At 71.0% G+C, this 18,777-nt stretch carries 23 protein-coding genes and 1 tRNA gene; 1 reads left to right on the top strand and 23 read right to left on the bottom strand.

The annotated features are described in order from the left end of the window. Positions 1-57 precede the first annotated feature (57 nt). From FHU30_RS31430 to FHU30_RS31475, 10 genes are all read right to left on the bottom strand, one after another. On the bottom strand, positions 58-918 hold the full coding sequence (locus FHU30_RS31430) for a helix-turn-helix transcriptional regulator (protein ID WP_253880633.1): 861 nt from the start codon (positions 916-918) through the stop codon (positions 58-60). A 106-nt stretch (positions 919-1,024) separates the two neighbouring features. Beyond that, positions 1,025-2,203 carry an acyl-CoA dehydrogenase family protein gene (locus FHU30_RS31435; protein ID WP_253880640.1) on the bottom strand — a complete coding sequence of 393 codons (1,179 nt, stop codon included), beginning with the start codon at positions 2,201-2,203 and terminating at the stop codon, positions 1,025-1,027. Positions 2,204-2,318: 115 nt separating this feature from the next. After that, positions 2,319-3,140 carry an HTD2 family dehydratase gene (locus FHU30_RS31440; protein ID WP_253880642.1) on the bottom strand — a complete coding sequence of 274 codons (822 nt, stop codon included), beginning with the start codon at positions 3,138-3,140 and terminating at the stop codon, positions 2,319-2,321. Then, positions 3,137-4,288 (bottom strand): CoA transferase, encoded by a 1,152-nt coding sequence (locus FHU30_RS31445; RefSeq protein ID WP_253880644.1) that lies wholly within the window; start codon positions 4,286-4,288, stop codon positions 3,137-3,139. The genes FHU30_RS31440 and FHU30_RS31445 overlap by 4 nt, the downstream gene beginning before the upstream one ends. 106 nt (positions 4,289-4,394) lie before the next feature. Beyond that, the gene (locus FHU30_RS31450) at positions 4,395-5,549 is read right to left on the bottom strand and encodes an acetyl-CoA C-acetyltransferase (RefSeq protein ID WP_253880646.1); all 1,155 of its coding nucleotides are present in this window, start codon (positions 5,547-5,549) and stop codon (positions 4,395-4,397) included. Positions 5,550-5,599: 50 nt separating this feature from the next. Beyond that, positions 5,600-6,217, bottom strand: a complete 618-nt coding sequence (locus tag FHU30_RS31455; protein WP_253880648.1) for a TetR/AcrR family transcriptional regulator — start codon at positions 6,215-6,217, stop codon at positions 5,600-5,602. A 14-nt stretch (positions 6,218-6,231) separates the two neighbouring features. Then, a complete protein-coding gene (locus tag FHU30_RS31460; RefSeq protein WP_253880649.1) occupies positions 6,232-7,008 on the bottom strand; it encodes an SDR family oxidoreductase in 777 nt (258 codons plus the stop codon). After that, positions 7,005-8,186: an acyl-CoA dehydrogenase family protein gene (locus tag FHU30_RS31465; RefSeq protein WP_253880651.1), complete on the bottom strand. Its 1,182-nt coding sequence runs from the start codon at positions 8,184-8,186 to the stop codon at positions 7,005-7,007. Before FHU30_RS31465 ends, FHU30_RS31460 begins: the two co-directional genes overlap by 4 nt. 74 nt (positions 8,187-8,260) lie before the next feature. Further along, positions 8,261-10,153 (bottom strand): SpoIIE family protein phosphatase, encoded by a 1,893-nt coding sequence (locus FHU30_RS31470; RefSeq protein ID WP_253880653.1) that lies wholly within the window; start codon positions 10,151-10,153, stop codon positions 8,261-8,263. An 84-nt stretch (positions 10,154-10,237) separates the two neighbouring features. After that, positions 10,238-10,852, bottom strand: coding sequence for a cell division control 45 family protein (locus FHU30_RS31475; RefSeq protein WP_253880654.1), 615 nt, complete (start codon positions 10,850-10,852; stop codon positions 10,238-10,240). Between the two features lie 349 nt (positions 10,853-11,201). On the opposite strand from FHU30_RS31475, the gene FHU30_RS31480 reads away from it, so the two are divergent. Further along, positions 11,202-11,275, top strand: a tRNA-Pro gene (locus tag FHU30_RS31480). 82 nt (positions 11,276-11,357) lie between these two features. Here the strand turns inward: FHU30_RS31480 and FHU30_RS47320 are convergent. From FHU30_RS47320 to FHU30_RS31545, 13 genes are all read right to left on the bottom strand, one after another. Beyond that, positions 11,358-12,566: a tyrosine-type recombinase/integrase gene (locus FHU30_RS47320; protein ID WP_253880656.1), complete on the bottom strand. Its 1,209-nt coding sequence runs from the start codon at positions 12,564-12,566 to the stop codon at positions 11,358-11,360. Next, positions 12,563-12,808: a helix-turn-helix transcriptional regulator gene (locus FHU30_RS31490; protein WP_253880657.1), complete on the bottom strand. Its 246-nt coding sequence runs from the start codon at positions 12,806-12,808 to the stop codon at positions 12,563-12,565. The genes FHU30_RS47320 and FHU30_RS31490 overlap by 4 nt, the downstream gene beginning before the upstream one ends. Positions 12,809-12,944: 136 nt before the next feature. Beyond that, positions 12,945-14,549, bottom strand: a complete 1,605-nt coding sequence (locus FHU30_RS47325) for a replication initiator (protein WP_308211435.1) — start codon at positions 14,547-14,549, stop codon at positions 12,945-12,947. After that, positions 14,546-15,262 (bottom strand): hypothetical protein, encoded by a 717-nt coding sequence (locus tag FHU30_RS31500; RefSeq protein ID WP_253880660.1) that lies wholly within the window; start codon positions 15,260-15,262, stop codon positions 14,546-14,548. Before FHU30_RS31500 ends, FHU30_RS47325 begins: the two co-directional genes overlap by 4 nt. Continuing rightward, positions 15,256-15,465, bottom strand: coding sequence for a hypothetical protein (locus FHU30_RS31505; protein WP_253880662.1), 210 nt, complete (start codon positions 15,463-15,465; stop codon positions 15,256-15,258). The genes FHU30_RS31500 and FHU30_RS31505 overlap by 7 nt, the downstream gene beginning before the upstream one ends. Further along, positions 15,462-15,794, bottom strand: a complete 333-nt coding sequence (locus tag FHU30_RS31510) for a hypothetical protein (RefSeq protein WP_253880663.1) — start codon at positions 15,792-15,794, stop codon at positions 15,462-15,464. Before FHU30_RS31510 ends, FHU30_RS31505 begins: the two co-directional genes overlap by 4 nt. Beyond that, entirely contained in the window at positions 15,791-16,156 is a 366-nt protein-coding gene (locus FHU30_RS31515; protein ID WP_253880664.1) for an RRQRL motif-containing zinc-binding protein, read from the bottom strand. Before FHU30_RS31515 ends, FHU30_RS31510 begins: the two co-directional genes overlap by 4 nt. A gap of 79 nt (positions 16,157-16,235) precedes the next feature. Beyond that, positions 16,236-16,598, bottom strand: a complete 363-nt coding sequence (locus tag FHU30_RS31520; RefSeq protein ID WP_253880666.1) for a hypothetical protein — start codon at positions 16,596-16,598, stop codon at positions 16,236-16,238. Continuing rightward, positions 16,595-16,828 (bottom strand): hypothetical protein, encoded by a 234-nt coding sequence (locus FHU30_RS31525; RefSeq protein ID WP_253880668.1) that lies wholly within the window; start codon positions 16,826-16,828, stop codon positions 16,595-16,597. Before FHU30_RS31525 ends, FHU30_RS31520 begins: the two co-directional genes overlap by 4 nt. Then, positions 16,825-17,205 (bottom strand): hypothetical protein, encoded by a 381-nt coding sequence (locus tag FHU30_RS31530; RefSeq protein ID WP_253880670.1) that lies wholly within the window; start codon positions 17,203-17,205, stop codon positions 16,825-16,827. The genes FHU30_RS31525 and FHU30_RS31530 overlap by 4 nt, the downstream gene beginning before the upstream one ends. Continuing rightward, positions 17,205-17,381 (bottom strand): hypothetical protein, encoded by a 177-nt coding sequence (locus tag FHU30_RS31535; RefSeq protein ID WP_253880672.1) that lies wholly within the window; start codon positions 17,379-17,381, stop codon positions 17,205-17,207. Before FHU30_RS31535 ends, FHU30_RS31530 begins: the two co-directional genes overlap by 1 nt. After that, complete coding sequence (locus tag FHU30_RS31540; protein WP_253880673.1) at positions 17,378-17,821, bottom strand: hypothetical protein; 444 nt, start codon at positions 17,819-17,821, stop codon at positions 17,378-17,380. The genes FHU30_RS31535 and FHU30_RS31540 overlap by 4 nt, the downstream gene beginning before the upstream one ends. Before the next feature lie 29 nt (positions 17,822-17,850). Beyond that, complete coding sequence (locus FHU30_RS31545) at positions 17,851-18,690, bottom strand: FtsK/SpoIIIE domain-containing protein (RefSeq protein WP_253880907.1); 840 nt, start codon at positions 18,688-18,690, stop codon at positions 17,851-17,853. Positions 18,691-18,777: the final 87 nt, after the last annotated feature.

The raw sequence follows: 18,777 nt of genomic DNA on the forward strand, positions 1-18,777 counted from the left end.
CGAGGAGAACGGGCAGTGTCGGCTCATCCTGGGTGTGGCACCACCACCCTCACGCGGTCAGCCCGCTTCCACCAGGCGCGGGCCGTCGCTCATCAGGCGCTCCAGCCGCTCGGCCGTGCCGGTCCCGGGACGCGGGTTGTGCAGGACGAGGTTCAGCCCCGGCCGGTCCGGCAGCGGCAGGAGCGTGGCGTCGAAGACCAGCTCGCCGACCTCGGGATGGCGGATCGCCTTGGTCGCCTCCGCGCCCGTGCTCACGTCGTGCCGGTCCCACAGCTCGGCGAAGTCCGGCGACACGGCGGCGAGGTCGGACGCGATCCGGGCGAACTCCGGGTCGTCCGGGTAGCGGGCCATGTCGGCGCGGAAGCGGCCGACGACGCCGGGCGCGTTGCGGGCCCAGAGCGTGTTCGTCGTCCGGAACCGGGCGTTCGTGAAGTAACTGACCAGGCAGTTCAGGTCGGTGTCGCCGTAGCCGAACACCACCCGTGCGGCGTCGTTCACGGCCTGGAAGCCCCAGTGCCGGTCCTGGACGTAGGCGGGACGCGGCGACCAGGCGTCCAGCAGGCGGTGCAGCTCCGGGGAGACCGGGAGCGCCGGGGCGGGCTCGCGGCGCGGCGGGTTCAGTCCGGCGAGCAGGTACAGGTGCTCGCGCTCGGCGCCGTCCAGCCGCAGCGCCCGCCCGATCGCGTCCAGGACGTCCTCGGAGACCTTGATGTCGCGGCCCTGCTCCAGCCAGGTGTACCAGGACACGCCGACCCCGGCGAGCACGGCGACCTCCTCGCGGCGCAGGCCCGGCGTGCGGCGCCGGCCGCCGTCCGGCATGCCGACGTCGCCGGGGGTGAGCCGGGCGCGGCGGGTGCGCAGGAACTCGCGCAGGGCGTCGCGGCGGCGCTCGTCCGGATCAAGCGGCATATCAGGCATAACCCCAGCCTAACCACCCTGCCGCCCCGCCCGGCCGGCGCACCGCCCGGCCGCCCCGCCCGGGCGGTGCACCGCCCGGCCGGTGCACCGCCCGGACCCGGGAAGGTCAGTCCGCGGCGAGCAGCCGGCGACCGATTATCATCTTCTGGATGTCGGCGGTGCCCTCGCCGATCAGCAGCATCGGCGCCTCCCGGTACAGCCGCTCGATCTCGTACTCCTTGGAGTAGCCGTAGCCGCCGTGGATGCGGAAGGCGTCCTCGACGACCTCCTTGCAGTACTCGCCCGCCATGTACTTGGCCATGCCCGCCTCCAGGTCGTTGCGGTCGCCGCCGTCCTTGCGGCGCGCGGCCATGACCGTCATCTGGTGCGCGGCCTCGACCTTGGTGGCCATCTCGGCGAGCCGGAACAGCACGGCCTGGTGCTCGGCGATCGGCTTGCCGAACGTCTCGCGGCGGCGGGCGTACTCCACGGCCAGCTCGTAGGCCCGGCGGGCGACGCCGCAGGCGCGGGCGGCCACGTTGACGCGACCGACCTCCACGCCGTCCATCATCTGGTAGAAGCCGCGCCCGGGCGTCCCGCCGAGGATCTGCGCGGCGGGGATGCGGTAGCCGTCGAACAGAAGCTCGGTGGTGTCGACGCCCTTGTACCCCATCTTCTCGATCTTGCCGGGGACGGTCAGCCCCGGCGCGACCTCCCCGAAGCCGGGCTCCTTGTCGACCAGGAACGTGCTCATGCCGCGGTGCCCGGCGTCCGGATCGGTCTTGACCAGCGTCGCGACCAGGTTGGACGTGGCGCCGTTGGTCAGCCACATCTTCTGCCCGGTGATCAGGTAGTCGTCCCCGTCCGGGACGGCCCGGGTGCGCAGCGCCGCGACGTCCGACCCGCACTCTGGCTCCGACATGGAGAACGCGCCGCGCACCTCGCCGGCCGCCATCCGCGGCAGGTAGTGCGCGCGCTGCGCGTCCGTGCCGTGCTGGACGACCATCCAGGCGACGATGAAGTGGGTGTTGACGATGCCGGACACGCTCATCCAGCCGCGCGACAGCTCCTCCACGACCAGCGCGTAGGTGAGCAGGGACTCCCCCAGCCCGCCGTGCTCTTCAGGGATCATGAGCCCGAACAGGCCCAGCTCCCGCATCCCGGCGACGATCTCCTCCGGGTAGGCGTCGGCGTGCTCCAGCTCGGTCGCGACGGGCAGGACCTCCCTGTCCACGAACGCCCGGACGGTCGCGATGATCTCCCGCTGCTCGCCGGTCAGCCCGAACGTCTGCTGCAACCGCCCCATCGCGCGCCCTCCCGCTGAAAGTGACCGCTTACACCCGGGTCACACCCTACGAGAAGGGCCCGCGTTGCTTGAAGGCCGCGCTACGAGAAGGGCCCGCGTTACAAGAGGTCGCGCGCTACGAGAAGGTCGCGGTCACCGCTGACACCGGCCCGGACGCGTAGGCCGCCGCGATCACGGCCAGCTCCCCGTCCGGGTGCCCGGCCACCGCGACCGGCTGCCCCGCGTACACCGGGTGCCGGGCGCGGAACGAGAACTCGGTGACCTTGTGCCCGGCCATGCGCGGCAGCTCCAGCAGCAGGATCGCCAGCAGCGGCCCGTGCACGACCAGTCCCGCATGCCCCTCGACGTTGGTCGCGTAGTCCTCGTCGTAGTGGATGCGGTGCGAGTTGTAGGTCAGTGCGCTGAACCGGAACAGCAGCACGGGGTCGGCGATGAACGTGGTGCGCCAGGGCGTCTTCTGGAGCAGCGGCTCCTTGTAGGACGGCTCGGGCTGCGCCGAGTCCGGCGCGCCGCTGCGGTACATGAGGTCCTGCTCCTCGACCGCGATCTTCTGGCCGTCCCGCAGGAACGTCTGCCGGACGGTCACGAACAGCAGCTCGCCGCTGCGGCCCTGCTTCACCTTCGCGGTGACCAGCTCGTCCCGGCGGGTGACGGTGTCGCCGACGCGCAGCGGCTCGCGCTGCAGGAACCGGCCGCCCGCGAACATCCGGCGGCGGTTCGGGATCGGCGGCAGGAACCGGCCCTCGGCCGGGTGCCCGTCCGGGCCGAGCACCGACTGCGGGGGGCGCTCCAGGAAGTACAGCCACTGCCAGAGCGGCGGCAGCTCGTCACCGTCGAACGGCGCCCCGAGCAGCCCCGCCAGGCCGAACGCGGGGCCGGGCTGGAGGATCTCGGTGGTCTCGTGCGGGGACGGGTCCCAGCCCTGGATGTCGATCACGCCACGACTCCCTTCACGCGTAGGTCGGCGGGGTCCAGCCCGAGGCCGGAGAGGACCTCGTCGGTGTGCTCGCCGAGCCGCGGCGCGGGGACGGCCCGCCGCCGCCCGGCTCCGGTGTCCAGCGGGGACGTGGGCACCCGGACGCGGCCGACACCGGGCTGGTCGACCTCGTCCATGAGCGCGCTCGCGGCCAGGTCGAGCTCGCTGAAGCGCTTGTAGGGCGCCCACAGCACCGAGGCCGGTTTCAGCGCCCGCTCCACCTCGGGCAGCGTCCGGTCGGCGAACCAGGGCGCGAACAGCGCGGCGAGCGCCTCGCGGTGCCGGTAGCGGTCGCCGTCCACGGCGAAGTCGGCGCGCAGGAGGCGGGCCAGCTCCCCGACCGTCTCCGCCATGCCGGTGACCTCGCACAGGTCGGCGAAGTGCCGCGCGGTCAGCGCGACGACCATCACCCGGCCGCCGTCGCCGAGGGCGAAGTCGCGTCCGAACCCGCCGTACAGGTGGTTGCCGATGCGCTCGCGGTCGACGCCGAGCTGCGCCTCGGCGAGCAGGCCCAGGTTGCCCGCGGTCGCGAGCGCCACGTCGTAGAGCGGGAGCCGGATGTGCGCGCCCTCGCCCGTCCGGGCGCGGCGGCGTTCGGCGGCGAGCAGCCCGACCGCCGCGTAAAGGCCGCACGCCACGTCCCAGGCGGGCAGCACGTGCGAGATCGGCGCGGCGTGCTCGGGCGGGCCCGTGACCAGCGGGAACCCGATCTCGGCGTTCACCGTGTAGTCGACCGCCGCGCTGCCGTCCGGCTTCCCCTCGACCTGGAGGAGGATCAGGTCCGGACGCGCCTCGCGCAGCGCCTCGTAGGAGAGCCGGCCGCGCCCGGCCGTGTTGGTCAGGACGATCCCCGCCTCGGCGGCGAGGCGCGTCACGATGTCGCGGCCCTCGTCGGAGCGCAGGTCGACCGTGACCGACCGCTTGCCCTTGTTCATGCCCGTCCACAGCAGGCTCGTCCCGGACGGCGCGAGCGGCCAGCGCACGGTGTCGGCCGCGCCGCCGAGCGGATCGACCCGGACCACGTCCGCGCCGAGCTGGGCGAGCGTCATGCCGCCGAGCGGCGCGGCGACGAAGCTCGATATCTCGACGATCCGCAGACCTTCGAGCATGGGCGTCCTCCCTGGGGGCTCCGCCCGAGTATGCCGGAGTCGCCGGGTTCCACGAACCGGCGGCCCGCCCGCCGCGACCGTTCCGGGCGGGCCGCCGACCCGGCGCTCAGAGCCGTTCGATGACGGTGACGTTCGCCTGGCCTCCGCCTTCGCACATCGTCTGCATCCCGTAGCGCCCGCCGGTGCGCTCCAGCTCGTGCAGCAGCGTCGTCATCAGCCGCGCGCCGGTCGCGCCGAGCGGGTGGCCGAGCGCGATCGCGCCGCCGTTCGGGTTGACGCGCGCCGGGTCCGCGCCGGTCTCGCGCAGCCAGGCGAGCACGACCGACGCGAACGCCTCGTTGATCTCGACGACGTCCATCTGCTCGATCCGCATGCCGCTCTTCTTCAGCGCGTACGCGGTCGCCGGGATCGGCGCGGACAGCATCCGGATCGGGTCCTCGCCGCGCGCCGACAGGTGGTGGATGCGGGCGCGCGGTGTCAGCCCGTGGTCCCGGACGGCCCGCTCGGACGCGACGAGCAGCGCCGCCGCGCCGTCGGAGATCTGCGAGGCGAGCGCGGCGGTGAGGCGCCCGCCGTCCACGAGCGTCCGGAGGCCGGCCATCTTCTCCCGGGTCGTGGCGCGGCGCGGGCCCTCGTCGGCCGTCACGCCCTCGATCGGGGCGATCTCTCGCGCGAACCGTCCCTCGTCGATCGCGGTGATCGCCTTGCGGTGCGAGGCGTAGGCGAACTCCTCCATCTCGTCCCGGGAGATATCCCAGTCGCGCGCGATCTGCTCGGCGCCGACGAACTGCGTGACCTCGCCGTCCCCGTACCGGCGCACCCAGCCCTTCGAGCCGACGAACGGCCCGCGGTCGAAGCCGAGCGGCTCGGCGGCCGTCATCGCGTACCCGATCGGGATCTGCGACATGCTCTGCACGCCGCCCGCCACCACCAGGTCGGACGTCCCGGACAGCACGGCCTGCGCCGCGAAGTGCACCGCCTGCTGGGACGACCCGCACTGCCGGTCCACGGTGACGCCGGGCACCTCCTCGGGCAGCCCGGCGGCGAGCCAGGCCGTCCGGGCGATGTCTCCCGCCTGCGGGCCGAGGGTGTCGACGCAGCCGAACACCACGTCCTCCACCGCGGCCGGGTCGATCCCGGAGCGCTCGACCAGCGCGGTCAGCACGTGCGCGCCGAGGTCGGCGGGATGCACGGCGGCCAGCCCGCCGCCGCGCCGCCCGACCGGGGCGCGGACGGCGTCGACCAGGTATGCCTCGGCCATCGGGGGTCTCCTTCGGTTTCGCGCGCCCCGGATTCCCGGGGTCGCCTCGGTCAGGTCGCCTGGATGCCCTCCAGGACCATGGCGAGGTACTGCTTGGCGATGTCGTCGGCGGACAGCCGCCCGCCGCGCTGGTACCAGTTCGCCGCCACCCACACGGTGTCGCGGATGAACCGGTAGACGAGCGTCCGGTCGAGGTCGGCGCGGAACGCGCCCTCCGCGACGCCGCGTTCCAGCAGCGCGGTCCACATCTCCTCGAACCGGCGGTGCGAGTCGTTCAGGTAGTGGAACCGCTCGCCGGTGGACAGGTGCTTGGACTCGTTCTGGTAGACCACGACGGCGGGCCGGTGCCGGTCGATCGACCGGAACGACTCCACGACCAGCGCTTCGAGGGTCTCGCGCGCGCCGAGCCCGGCGTCGAGCACGCGGTCGTAGGCGGCCCACATCTCGTCCAGGAACGTCGAGAGGATCTCGTCGGCCATCGACTCCTTGGAGTCGAAGTGGTAGTACAGGCTGCCGCCGAGGATGCCGGCCGCGTCGGCGACCTGCCGGATCGTGGTCGCCGCGTACCCCTGCGAGGCGAACACCTCGGCCGCGGTGGCGAGCAGTTCGGCCCGGCGTTCCGCGCGCGCCGCGGCGGTTCCTTCGGCGTCGCGCCGTCGTGGACTCATCGTGTTGTCGTTTCCTATGGCTGCTGGGAGGAGACGGAGACGGCCTCGCCCGTCATGTAGGACGAGTAGTCGCTGGCCAGGAAGACGATAACGTTGGCCACCTCCCAGGGCTCGGCGTAGCGGCCGAACGCCTCGCGCGCGGTCAGCTCGTCCAGGAGGTCCTGCGACGTCACCTTGACCAGGTGCGGGTGCATCGCCAGCGACGGCGAGACCGCGTTGATCCTCACGCCGAACTCCGCCGCCTCCAGCGCGGCGCATCTCGTCAGCGCCATCACGCCCGCCTTGGCGGCGGCGTAGTGCGACTGGCCCTTCTGCGCACGCCATCCGATGACCGAGGCGTTGTTGACGATGACGCCGCTCCCCTGGCCGCGCATGTGCCGGAGGGCGGCGCGGGTGCAGCGCATCGTCCCGTTGAGGGTGATGTCGAGGACGCGCGTCCACTGGTCGTCCTCCATGTCGGCCAGGTTCGCGGTGCCGCCGAGACCCGCGTTGTTGACCGCTATGTCGATGCGTCCGAAGCGTCCGGCCGCCGTGTCGTAGAGCGCGCGGACCTGCGCCTCGTCGGTGACGTCGCAGGGCTGGGCCTGGACGCGGTCCCCGCCGAACTCCTTGGCGAGCTCTTCGGCGCTCTGCGCGAGGCGGCGTTCGTGCGCGTCCGAGATGAGGACGCGCGCGCCCTCCTCCAGGCAGCGGCGCGCGGTGGCCCCGCCGATCCCCGCCCCGGCGGCGGCGGTGATGACGGCGGACCTGTCCTTGAGCAGGCCGTGCCCCGGGACGTAGGTCGGGGTCATGGGCGGGCCTCCCTAGGCAGTCCGAGCACGCGCTCGGAGATGATGTTGCGCTGGATCTCGTTCGACCCGGCGTAGATCGTGTCGGAGCGGGAGAACAGGAAGAGCCGCTGCCAGTCGTCGATGTCGTAGGGCTCGGCGGCCGCGACCAGGCCGGCCGCGCCGAGCACGTCCATGGCCAGCTCGCCCAGCTCGCGGTGCCACGTCCCCCAGACGAGCTTGGAGATGGACGACTCGGGCCCGGGCGCGCCGCCCGCCACGCCCGCCATCGTCCGCACGGCGTTGAGCCGCATGACCTCCAGGCCCATCCAGGACCGCGTGAGCCGGTCGCGCAGCAGCGGGTCGTCGATCGCGCCGGTGCGGCGGGCGAGGTCGATCACGCCCTCCAGCTCGCGGCGGAAGCCGACCTGCTGGCCGAGCGTCGCGACGCCCCGCTCGAAGCCGAGCGTCGCCATCGCGATCTTCCAGCCCTCGCCGGGCGCGCCGACGATGTTGGCCGCGCCGGTGCGCGCGCCGTCGAAGAACACCTCGTTGAACTCGGACGTGCCGGTCGGCTGGACGATCGGCCGGACCTCCACACCGTCCTGCTTCATGGGGACGAGCAGGTACGACAGCCCGCGGTGCCGGGACGAACCGGGCTCGGTCCGGCACACCGCGAAGCACCAGTCGGCCTCGGTCGCGAGCGACGTCCACACCTTCTGCCCGTCGATCCGCCACCGCCCGTCCTCCAGGACGGCCCGGGTCTGGACGTTGGCGAGGTCGGACCCGGCGTCCGGTTCGGAGTACCCCTGGCACCACAGCTCCTCGACCGCGACGATCGGCGGCAGGAACCGGGCGCGCTGCTCGCCGGTGCCGAACGCGATGACGGTCGGCCCGAGCAGGTTCTCCCCGATGTGGTTGACGCGGGCGGGCGCGTCGGCGAGCGCGTACTCCTCGTTGAAGATGACCTGCTGTTCGAGGGTCGCGCCGCGTCCGCCGAACTCCTTCGGCCAGCCCACGCACGTCCAGCCGGCGCGCGCCATGTGCCGCTCCCAGGCGAGCCGCTCCTGGTGCGCCTCGTGCTCGCGTCCCGGGCCGCCCAGGCCGCGCGCGTGCGCGAAGTCGCCGGACAGGTGCGTTTCGAGCCAGTCTCGGACCTCCGCGCGGAACGCTCGGTCCTCGGGCGTCTCGTTCCGGTTCACGTCCCGGACTCTACCAAACGGTTGTTAGAAAGAATGCGCGCGGTTCGCCCCGCGCCCTCCGGTGCCCGTTTTTCTCAGGTGACGCGGAACGCGAACAGGGTGGTGTCGTCGGCGGACCGGTCGTGCCCGATCCGCGCCAGCACCTCGTCCAGGACGGCTTCGAGCTCGCCCTCGGGGCAGCCGGCCAGGATGTCGGCCAGCCGCGCGATACCGTCCTCCAGATCGGCGTCGCGCCGCTCGATCAGGCCGTCGGTGTAGAAGAGCACCAGGTCACCGGGCTCCAGCTGGGTCGAGTGCGTCGCGTACTCGAAGTCGGGGGCCGCGCCGAGCAGCGGATCGGCCTCGACCGACAGCGGGCCGGCCTTGCCGTCCCGGAGCAGGACGGGCGGCGGATGCCCGGCGCTCGCCCACTCCAGGAACCGCGACTGCGGCTCGAAGTGCGCCACCACGGCCGTCCCGGTGGACGCGGGCTCCAGGTCGAGGACCAGGTCGTTCAGCCAGCCGACCAGCCGTCCCGGGGAACGCCCGGTGTAGGCCATGCCGAGCAGGCCGTTCCGCATCCGCGCCATCGCGGCGGCGGCCGGAAGGCCGTGTCCGGCAGCGTCCCCGACGGCCATGAGGGCCCGGCCGTCCGCCAGCGAGCGCGTCGCGAACCAGTCGCCGCCGATGCGCGCGTCGCTCTCGGCGGCCAGCGACCGCACCGCGACCGTCACGCCCGGCAGCCTGCGCACGCTGCCGCTGTCCGGGTCGGGCAGGATCGCGCGGCGCAGCGTCGCGGTGACCCGGCGCTCCTGCGCGGTCAGGTTCTGCTGCCGCAGGATCTCCCGGCGCGTCCGGGCGAGGGCGCGCTCGACACCCCGCCGCCGCGTGATGTCCTGCGAGACGAGGTTGATCGTGACCGGCTTGCCCGACGCGTCCAGCACGGGCTCGGCGAACACCCACAGGTGCCGCTGGCGCCCGCTCGGCAGCACGACGCGGTGCTCGACCTCGACCGGCTCGCGGCGCGTGAACAGCGCCCGCAGCCCCTCGGAGATCAGCTCCCGGTCCTCCTTGTGGACGACCTCGCCGAGCTCCTCCGGCGTCAGCGAGCCGTCGGTCGGCTCCAGCCCGTAGTTCGCCGCCATCTGCGGCGACCCGGTGATGCGCCCGCTGGCCAGGTCCCACTCGCCGAACCCGATCGCGACCAGGCGCTCGGCGCGCTCCAGGCGCCACCGCATCCGGTCCTCCCCGCGCAGGTAGCGCCAGGAGACGACGACACCCGTCTTCACCGGGACGCACCGCACGGTCATGCGCGAGCCGCGCGTCACGCCGTCCTGCGCGGAGGTGTAGAGGAACGGCCCCCGGGCGAACGGCTCACCGGTCTCCAGGACCCGTACATAAGCGGCGAAAAGTCCGGAAAGCGCCGCGCCCGGCTCGGAGCGGAGCAGCCGGCGGCCCACCAGCTCGTCCGGCGTCCGCTCGAACAGGTCGTCGGCGGACTCGTTCAGCGCCGCATACAAGAAGTCGACAACGCGCCCGTCACCGTCGCGCACCGGCACCAGATGGGCCGCGGAGGTCAGCGAGGCGTCCAGCACGGCCTGCGCGCCCGGATCCTCGTCCAGCGCGTCCAGCAGGACCGCGTCCTGCTCCGTGTCGGCCGCCGCGACCTGCCGCAGCAGCTCCTCGGCCACGGGCTCGGCCTGCGGCGGGGCCTCGGCGACGACCGCCCCGCGCCCGACATGGCCCTCCGACGCGTCCGGGGCCTCCTCGACGGCACGGTCGCCCTCGACGACCAGCGCGGCCGCCTCGTCCAGCTCCAGGTCGAGGTCGCGGGCCAGCCAGATCAGGTGCTGCAGGGCCTCACCGGACGGACAGCCGAGCCGATCGGCGAGCACGACCCGGGCCTCCGACAGGACGGCACGCTCGCGCTCCCCGTCCCGCAGGCCCGAAAGCTCCGCGCCCATCGACATCGCATCCGTCTCCGTCACCCGGTACCCCTCACGACATTCACGACCGTACAGTCACGAACGCCATGTAAACGGATGCTCATTCCTCAAATCGGTAAAGTCCGCTCACCCCCCGGAGGCCCGGAGCACCTCCCCCGTAAGGCCTGTGAGCTGCTTGGACGCCGCTTCGAAGGAAGTTCCCGCGGGCTGCAACGTGAGCACCGCCACGATCTTGTCCCCCACCACCCCGGTCGTGTGCAGCACCGGCCGCCCGATCCCGAGATCGGGCCCCAGCACCGGCTCGACACCTCCCGCGCACGGCCTCCCCGGCGCGTCCCCGTACCCGGACCACCCCTGCTTCACCGCCCACGGCCGCTTCACCGCCCGCGGAATCCCGAAGTACTGGTCGAAATGGTCCGTCCCGCACCGGGTCGCATGCCGCAGATGCCCCATCACGACCTCACGCGACCGCGCCGGCGCCTTCTCCAGCAGGTAACGATAGATCTTCACGACGTCCGCCGCGCTGAGCGCCGAGTACCCCCAGAACCCCGGCTTCGCCGCCGGCGGCGGCGCCGTCTCCGCCAGCCCGATCTCCCGCGCCATCCTCGTCACGATCGCCCCGCGCCCGTTCCGCCGCCACAACTCCGACGCCGCCGCATCGTCACTCGACCGCAGCATCGGCCTCAGCAGCGGATCATCCCCCTTCTCCAGCCGATCAAGCGCGATCAGCAGCTTGATCACCGAAGCCGACCGGAACACCCGGTGCGGCTCCCGCTGCAGCACCACCCGCCCACCCGCAAAAACCACAAACGAGGCCCGCACCCCCGAAGGCACCCGAACCGCCGACCTGCTCACCGACACCGTCGGCGACGGCGACGGCGAACCACTCCCACCGGCCGTCGTAGAACTCTCCACCGCGACAGGCGCCCTTCCGTCCGCACACCCGGCGAGCACCCCGCCCAAGACGACCCCGGCGACGACCCGCCGCCCCACCGCACCAAGCACCCGACCCGCCACCCGCTTTCCCGGTACGCACCAGCCCTGGAACTGCGCTAGAGTAATCACGCCCGCTCAACGAGGGGGCAAACACCGGGACGTAGCGCAGTTTGGCAGCGCACTTGACTGGGGGTCAAGGGGTCGTGGGTTCAAATCCCGCCGTCCCGACAGAGCGAGGAGCCCTGTCGACCAGAGGCATTAGCCGAGGTCACAGGGCTCCTTTCTTTTCTGATCACTCGCCCGCCCCGATCTAGACCACCCGCAGCCGGGGACCACGTGGGGACCGCTGCCCACTGAGATGCTTGCTCAGAGCCTTCCCCGCATCGGTGATGGCCTGGGCGCCCGGATGGAGATACCGCTGTGTGGTGGTGAGCGACCCATGCCCCGCGATCTTGCGGAGGACATGGACCGGCACCCCGGCATCGGCCATCCACGTCAGACCGGTGTGGCGTAGGTCGTGGCGTCGAAGATGCTCGTATCCGAGACTCGTCACGACCTCATCCCAGTGCGTCGCGTCGCGTAGCACGGCCGTGGTGATCCGTCCTCCTTTGGGGCCGGTGAACAGCCGCGCCATCGGCTTGTCCTTGCGAGCGTCCAGCCGCCGGCCGAGCATGGGACGCAACGCTTCAATGATGGGCACCTTGCGCGCCCTCTTGCCTTTGGTCGCCTTGTCCACGAGTCCGCCCGGGCTCGGAGTGGTCTGGCGCCGCACATTCCAGATCCATTGCTCACGGTCGATGTCACAGACCCGGACGCCCGAGACCTCTCCAATTCTCGCCGCGGTGCAGGCCTGGAAAATGACGACATCTCCCCAGCCCTCGAATTGCTCATACGACCGCGCGACCAATGCCCCAGCGAGCGCAGTCAGGACATCCCAGTCGCGCAGAGCCAAGGCACGAGGGTCGTCCAGCTCATCTTCGGCCAGCTTGTACTCACTCTGCCAGCCGGTGACCCGCGCCGGGTTCCGGTCGATGATCCCGTCCCGGACCGCCTGCTCCATCACCCGGACGAGCACGGCGAGGCTGTTCTTCACGGTGGAACGCCCCGCCTCATCGGCGATCCACGCATGAACGGTGCGGTCAACGGCCCCATTGGTGATCATCCGGACGGGCAGATGGCCGAGCGAGGGGACGACGCGCAGCCGCCACCCAGCCATGTACGGATCCAATGTCTTGCTCTCCAGGCCGCGCATCGCCAGGTCCATGACGCTCGCCCCGTAGTCGGCCAGCGTCATCGTGGCCCGCGCCGGATCGATGCCAGCGCTGGCGGCGCGCTGCAGTTCGCCTATCCAGTCCTCTGCCTCATCCTCGGATTCCTGGGCTTCCGACAACGAACGGCGGCGCCGGGTTACCGGGTCGATCCAGCGGACCCGAGCGCGGTAGGGCTTGCGGCGTCCTGGTCGGTACTCGATGTCGGCAGACAACGAGACCCCGATCGGCAGTTCCTCGCGATGGCTCACGCGATCACCTCCCGAGGATCGGTGCGTCGGCTCAGCAGCCAGTCCTGGACGTCGATGGCGCTGTACCGAGTGACGGCATCACTCATCTTGACGAAGGGGGGTCCCTGGACCGGTTGCGCGGTGCGCCAGCGACGCAGCGTCGACGGATCCACGCCGAGGATTTCGGCAAGTTCCTCCGTGGTGTACCAACCACCGAGGAGCAGCCCGGGGACGTCCTGGCGGTCAACCGTGACGATGGACATGAAGTCTCCTTGCAGATCATCGACTGTTCCTTTCCTCGGGGACGGATCCGAATTGATCTCGTCCGGCCCGCTGGTTCATCTCCGCGAATGCGCGGCAGCGTTGGCCAAGCGAGGACGCCGTTGCGGCGTCCGGGGTTCATGCCACATTCAATTGTGGGCTGTCAGACGGAGTGAACGCGAGTTCCTCGCGGCCAATTTCGGCGCGTTTGCGCGCTTGGTCGGCGGCGGTGTTGGCCAGGAGAGCATCACCGGTGGTGCGCCATCCGGTTCCGGCATAGGTAAGCGTGCCGACGATGAGAGTGGTCGGGGTGTCGCGCTGCTCGCGCTCCCGCAGGTCGTCGTACTCGGGCCCGTGGGTTTCGGTGCGCCGGTAGATGACCCGGGCTTCGCGGAGGGCGCGGAAGGTGATCGAGTAGTGGCGGGCTTTGGTGAGGAAGTGTCCGCCGAAGCCGAGCATGTGGGCCCAGCGGCGCAGGCCGGACCAGTCGGCGTCGGCGGTGGTGTGGTCGGGGTGGCCGAGGTCCCAGCAGGCGGCGATGAGCCGTTCGGTGTGGGTGCCGTTCGGGTCGGCGTACAGCCGGATGGTGTGGTCGTGGAGGCGGCGGGAGCTGTGGCCGGTGATCTCGGTGCCTTTGGTGGCGTACTTGGCCAGGTAGCTGGCGACCATGGCATCGGTGACGGTGTCTCCGCCGGTCAGCGTCACCACGCGGACGGGTTGTGCGTCTTGGCCTTTGCGGTCGCCCCATCGGATCAGCCAGCCGCGGGGGTTGCGCGGATGCGGCGGGGTGGTGAAGCCGATGTGGTCGCGGGCCGCCTGGATGGCCCCTTGGAGGTCGACGACGGTGAGGCCAGCCGGAGGCGCGACGATGGCGGCCGGGTCGTCGGGGTCGATGCCGTCCAGGCGCAGCAGGACGTGGAAGTGCAGGGCCCCGCGTGCCTGGTATTCGGCGGCCTTGCCGTGCGAGACCCGGACGCGGGGTAGGCCGCGCTGCCGCGCGGTGCGGTTCAGGTGGCGTTCGATGGCTTGCTTGGTGCGCCGCCACAGCTCTCCGCTGGCGTTGTTCCACACCGCGTGCGCGGGATAGTCGTAGCAGTCCGGGCACAGCGGTTGGCCGAGCCGCAAGTCGCCGGTCTCGTGCCGGGCGAAGCAGGCCAGGGTGACGCCGTGCGGGCACACCTGGGCAGTGCCGTGACTGCGCGCATGACACGGTTCAGCGCGGCACGAGCAGCGGGATTTGTCGCGACACCGATGCCGCCGGATGTGCCGGGCATGGACAGGGCCGAACGAGGGAGCAGTGAAGGTTGCGAACACCGCCGGATGCCTGCTGACCGACGCCGGGACGGTCTTGCCGCCTGCCAGTCCGGCGCGGACCACCTGATATGCGTCCCCTTGATAGGTGTAGGCGCACGACGGACACACCTGGTGACGGCGGTTGCCGCACGCCTTGTAGAGGACTCCGTCCGGCATGCTCGATGTGGCAACCGTGTCGACCACCGCGCCGGTGCGCGCGTCCACGGTGTGCAGTTCGCCGAACAGCCGGACCGGATGACGGCATCCGGCGGCGGACCAGATGTGATCCAGCCAGGCGTGGTAGCCGTCGCCGCCACGGCGTACGGCCGCATCGAAGCCCAGCAGTGCGAGGGGTTCGCAGTTCGCCCCGCTACCCGGAGCCGGGGAAGCGGTTCCGGGTAGCAGAGCCAGCCTCGAACCCGCAGAGGGCGAAGGCAGGAGGTTGGTCACCGGCGTCCTCCTGTGGAGGGCGACGGGATCGTTTCACCGTGCAGGTGGTGCAGGGCAACGGCGGCGAGTTCGGTGGTGATGCCGAGATAGTCGGCCAGGGCCGCCGTGGTGATGGATTGGCCGTGTGCCTGCCGGTGGCTGAAGTCGGCCATGCGTGCGCTGGTCAGCAGTTCATCGGGGACCGCAGTTGGGTCCAGGCCCGCGTCCGCGTCGATGGACTCGTCCGGCGCGGTGATCTCGCCTTGAGGCCCAGGTGCAATCTCTGGACCGAGGTCAACCGGCATGGCCATAACGGTCGTCCCGGTGTCAGTTGCAGCGAGGTGGGCCGGTTGGGTGGGCGTGGAGAGCACCAGCTTGGTGAGGGCGAGGAATGCCAGGGCTGGAACGGCCGACAGGAGCCAGCCGACCGGGGTAGGGGTGGCTACGGCGAGTTGGGCGGAGATGGACAGTCCGGCGGCCAGGACCAGGACGGCCATCGGGTAGCCGATGCTGCCGTGGTGCCGTTTGCGGCGGCGGATCTCCAGTGCCGCGGCGGTCGGGGTGAGTTCGGAGATGACGGCGTTGGCCCAGCCGAACCAGTCGCCGGTTCCTTGCGGGCTGTTGGTCATGGTCCAGTCGTGGACGTGGGTGAAGGACGCAGCTCCGGCCATGGTCGCCACGGCGAGCAGGATGGCGAGCTGGGCGATTCCTTCGATGCGTTCGCGGTTCAGCATGTGTAGTCACCTGCGCAGACCGGGCAGCGGTGGTCAGCAAGCTCGGAGTCGTGGCACCGGGCGGTGCAGCGGGCGCAGGCGAAGACCTGTCCTGTGCGTCGCGTGCGTGCCGGATAGGACGTGACGTCAGGCGGGGTCAGGTCGGTACCGCAGCCGATGCAGGCGATTCCGTCGAGTTGCTCGGGGGTCGGCGGGTAGGTCATCGCCGTTCTCCTCCCCAGCGCTGATGGGCCGCCTGGCGGGTGACGGCGGTGGCGTTGCCGATGTCGGCCCAGGAGTAGCCGCAGGCGCGCAGGCTCGTGACGGCGGTGTGCAGCATGTGGTCGATCTCGATTTCGAGGGCGGCCAGGTCGCTGAGGGCGTCGATGTCGCCCTGTCCGATGCGGCGGACGTAGGCGCGCAGTACGCGGCGCAGGAACGCGGCGTACTCGTCGTTCTCCACCACCGGGCGGCGGCGGCTTCTGCGGGCTTTTGCCGTCAAGGCTGGCTTGACGTTCTCGGCCTGCTGCGGGCCGGGGTGGTTGAGGTTCATCGGGTCCACCTCTGATGGCAGTCGGCGCATTCGCCGAGTGAGCAGCGGATGTAGTAGGGCTTGGTCTGGCCGCAGGTGGAGCAGGTACGGCGTGCGGCCAGCGCTTTGCCGAGCGCGGCGAGTTGGGCCGGGGTGGCGGTACGCTTGGGCAGGGCGCGGTTCTCCTGGAACAGGTAGGCGACGCGCTTGCCGTGCCGCCAAACGATCTGCGCGGCGATGTCCTGGCCGCCGGGGCGCAGGCCCTTGGCGGTGAGCTGGCGACGGGTGAGCAGGCCGGACGGAGCCCACCGGTAGGGGTAGGTGGGGACGCCGAAACGCGCGCCCGTGGGGTCGTAGAAGGCGTGGGTATGCTGCATGGGCATGCCTCCCTCTCCTTGGATCGGGTGAGGTGTGGGCCCGGGGGCCGGACGGCTTGGTAGGCGGGTCCGGCCCCTGGGGCTGTTACTGGTGACCGTCATCCAGCTCGGGCGACGGCCGGTGGCGCAGCGCGGTGACGGGACCGCGCAGGAAAGACGGGACCATCTGCCCGCCGGACAGGACCAGTTGCAGGTAGGCCAGCTCGCGCGGCCCGTAGGCGGTCCGGACACCCGAGAGGCTCAGACCGGCGGCCTGGGCGAGCTGCTTGAGGGTGTAGGGCCGGGGTGCGGTGAACTCGCGTCCGAGCGCGAGCAGGATCCGCATCTCCAGGGTGGCTTGTTCGATTCGCTGCCGCGCCTGGACGAGCGCGTCCAGCAGCGGGTCATCGGTGGCGGCCGGTCGCGTCGCCGAAGGGGACGCGCTGGTGTGGATGGCGGTGAGCGTCATCGGTTTCCTCTCTGACGGGAGGGCAGATGGAACAACTGCGCCTGCGTGAGGTTGCGGGCGCAGTCGCGGCAGTAGATCGGGGTGGTGGTGTCGTCGCGGCGGAAGGCCGCGCCGGGCAGTCGCCAGTTCCGGACGTGACCGACGCTGGCGATGGTGTGGCAGCCGTCGCATTCGAAGACCCAGGCGGTCAGTTCGGCCACGCCGTCGGGCCGGTAGTGCCTGCGGATCACAGCCGCCAGCCTTCGGCCGGAGGAAGGTCCCAGCCGTCGATGAGGCCGGACAGGGTGATCTCGTCGGTGAAGGACCACAGGGTCGCGCCGCACTCACCGCAGGCGATGTACAGGTGCGGGTCGGTCGGGTCGTCGTCGTACCAGAAGTCGATGTCGTCGCCGTTGCAGCCGCGGCAGCGCACGGCCCAGATGATGAGGCTGGCGGCGTGGACGAAGTAGCAGTCCGGGCAGTAGACCCGGAAGCCGGGCGACCGAGGGATGAACCACTCGGAGGAGGACGCGGACAGCATCTTGTGGCGGAGTCCGCATCCGTCGCATTCCATGATCCAGCGGCGGTAGTTGGGTCGTCCGTTGCGCCGGAAGCTCTTGTGGATCATCACGGCTCCTCGTCACAGTCGTCGAGGTAGGCCCAGACGCCAAAGTCGAGGTCGTCCTTGAGGGTGATCATCGGCTGTTCGACGCAGCCGCCGATCGTGCGGAAGAATCCGCCCTGGGGGTCTTCGAGCCAAGCGACAGCAGCGGCGTTGACGGGCTCGGAGCCGTTGTCGTTCATGCGGCCCACACCCCGTGGCAGTGGCCGCAGGTCAGGACGTATTCGTCGGTGCGGTCATCGACGATGACGCGCGTCTCGTAGATGTCGTCGTTGCTGCCGCAGTACAGACAGCACAGCAGGGGGCCCGCCGGTTCGGGGTCGGGCTCGTTGTGGACGGCCGTGGAGGCGGGGCCGGCCACCAGCGCCGAGGCCGGGTACTCGGGGCCGAGCAGCTTCGGAACCTCGTTCAGCCAGGTCCGGCAGGCCGGACACGGGCCGTTGGGGTGGATGGTGGTGATGGCGTCCACGATGGACATGGCGACCAGGGCCTTGGGCCGGTCGACGATGTGAACGGGGCCGAGCGTCGGCCCGGACAGCAGCCAGGCGCCGTCATGGCAGCGGACGGCCTGATCGGGGATCACCGTGGAGGTGATCCAGGTCGGGGTGACCGACAAGGACATGGAAGGAACCTCCTTGGGGCATGCCGCCGTCAGGCGACGTTGAGGAAGGGGGATGCGGCTTTGCGGAGCCCGCGGCGGTCGGTGCGACCGGTGCGGCGGGTCCAGGCGGCGAAGTCGACGATGTGGATGATCTGGTCGTCGGTGAGGTAGGCGGCCTTGATCTTGCTCGGAGTGACGCCGTTCTCGGCCAGCAGCCAGCACACGCCGGGGCTGGACATGGGGATGTCGGCGGCGTCGTAGCCCTGGGCCGACATCTCGTCGCCGAGGACGATGTCAGACGATCCTTTGGACATGCACCGGAACGCGGCCCGGTAGGCGAACACATCGCGCAGGCTCTTGGGGATGACGTCCACGCTGGGCCGCTGGGTAGCGGCGACCAGGATGACCCCGACGTAACGGCCACGCGAGACGATGTCGCGCAGCAGAGTGACGAACTCGTTGCGCTGCTCTTTGGTGCCGACAGCGGTGGAGTAGAAGGCGACCTCGTCCAGGAACACCAGGTAGGTGTCCACCGGGTCGTATCGCGTGAACTTGCGGCGGCGGCGCTCAAGCAGCCAGTCCGACCGCTTGGTGATGAGGTTCTGGAGCCGCTTGAGGACTCTGATGGCCTTGTCCAGATCGGGACCGACGAAGATGTCGTCGTCGTCCAGCGCGGGCAGGAACAGGCCGAGTTCCACCTGCTTACCGTCGAGCAGCACGAAGTGGGTGTGATCGCACAGCAGGCCGTAACAGCCGATGTTCTGGAGGAAGGCTGACTTGCCGGAGTCGGGGACTCCCCCGGCCAGCAGGTTGCGATAGGCCATGACCAGATCCACACGGACCTGGAACTCGTTCATCCCGATCGGGATCGGGTCGTACATCGACAGCATCGGTCCCACCGGGACACATCTCCTTTCGTGCGCGGCCGGGCCACCGAGCCCGCCGGACGTCACGCCACGACGTGGCGGCATGGTGAG

This window comes from Actinomadura rupiterrae (assembly GCF_024172125.1).
GTDB classification, from domain to species: domain Bacteria; phylum Actinomycetota; class Actinomycetes; order Streptosporangiales; family Streptosporangiaceae; genus Spirillospora; species Spirillospora rupiterrae.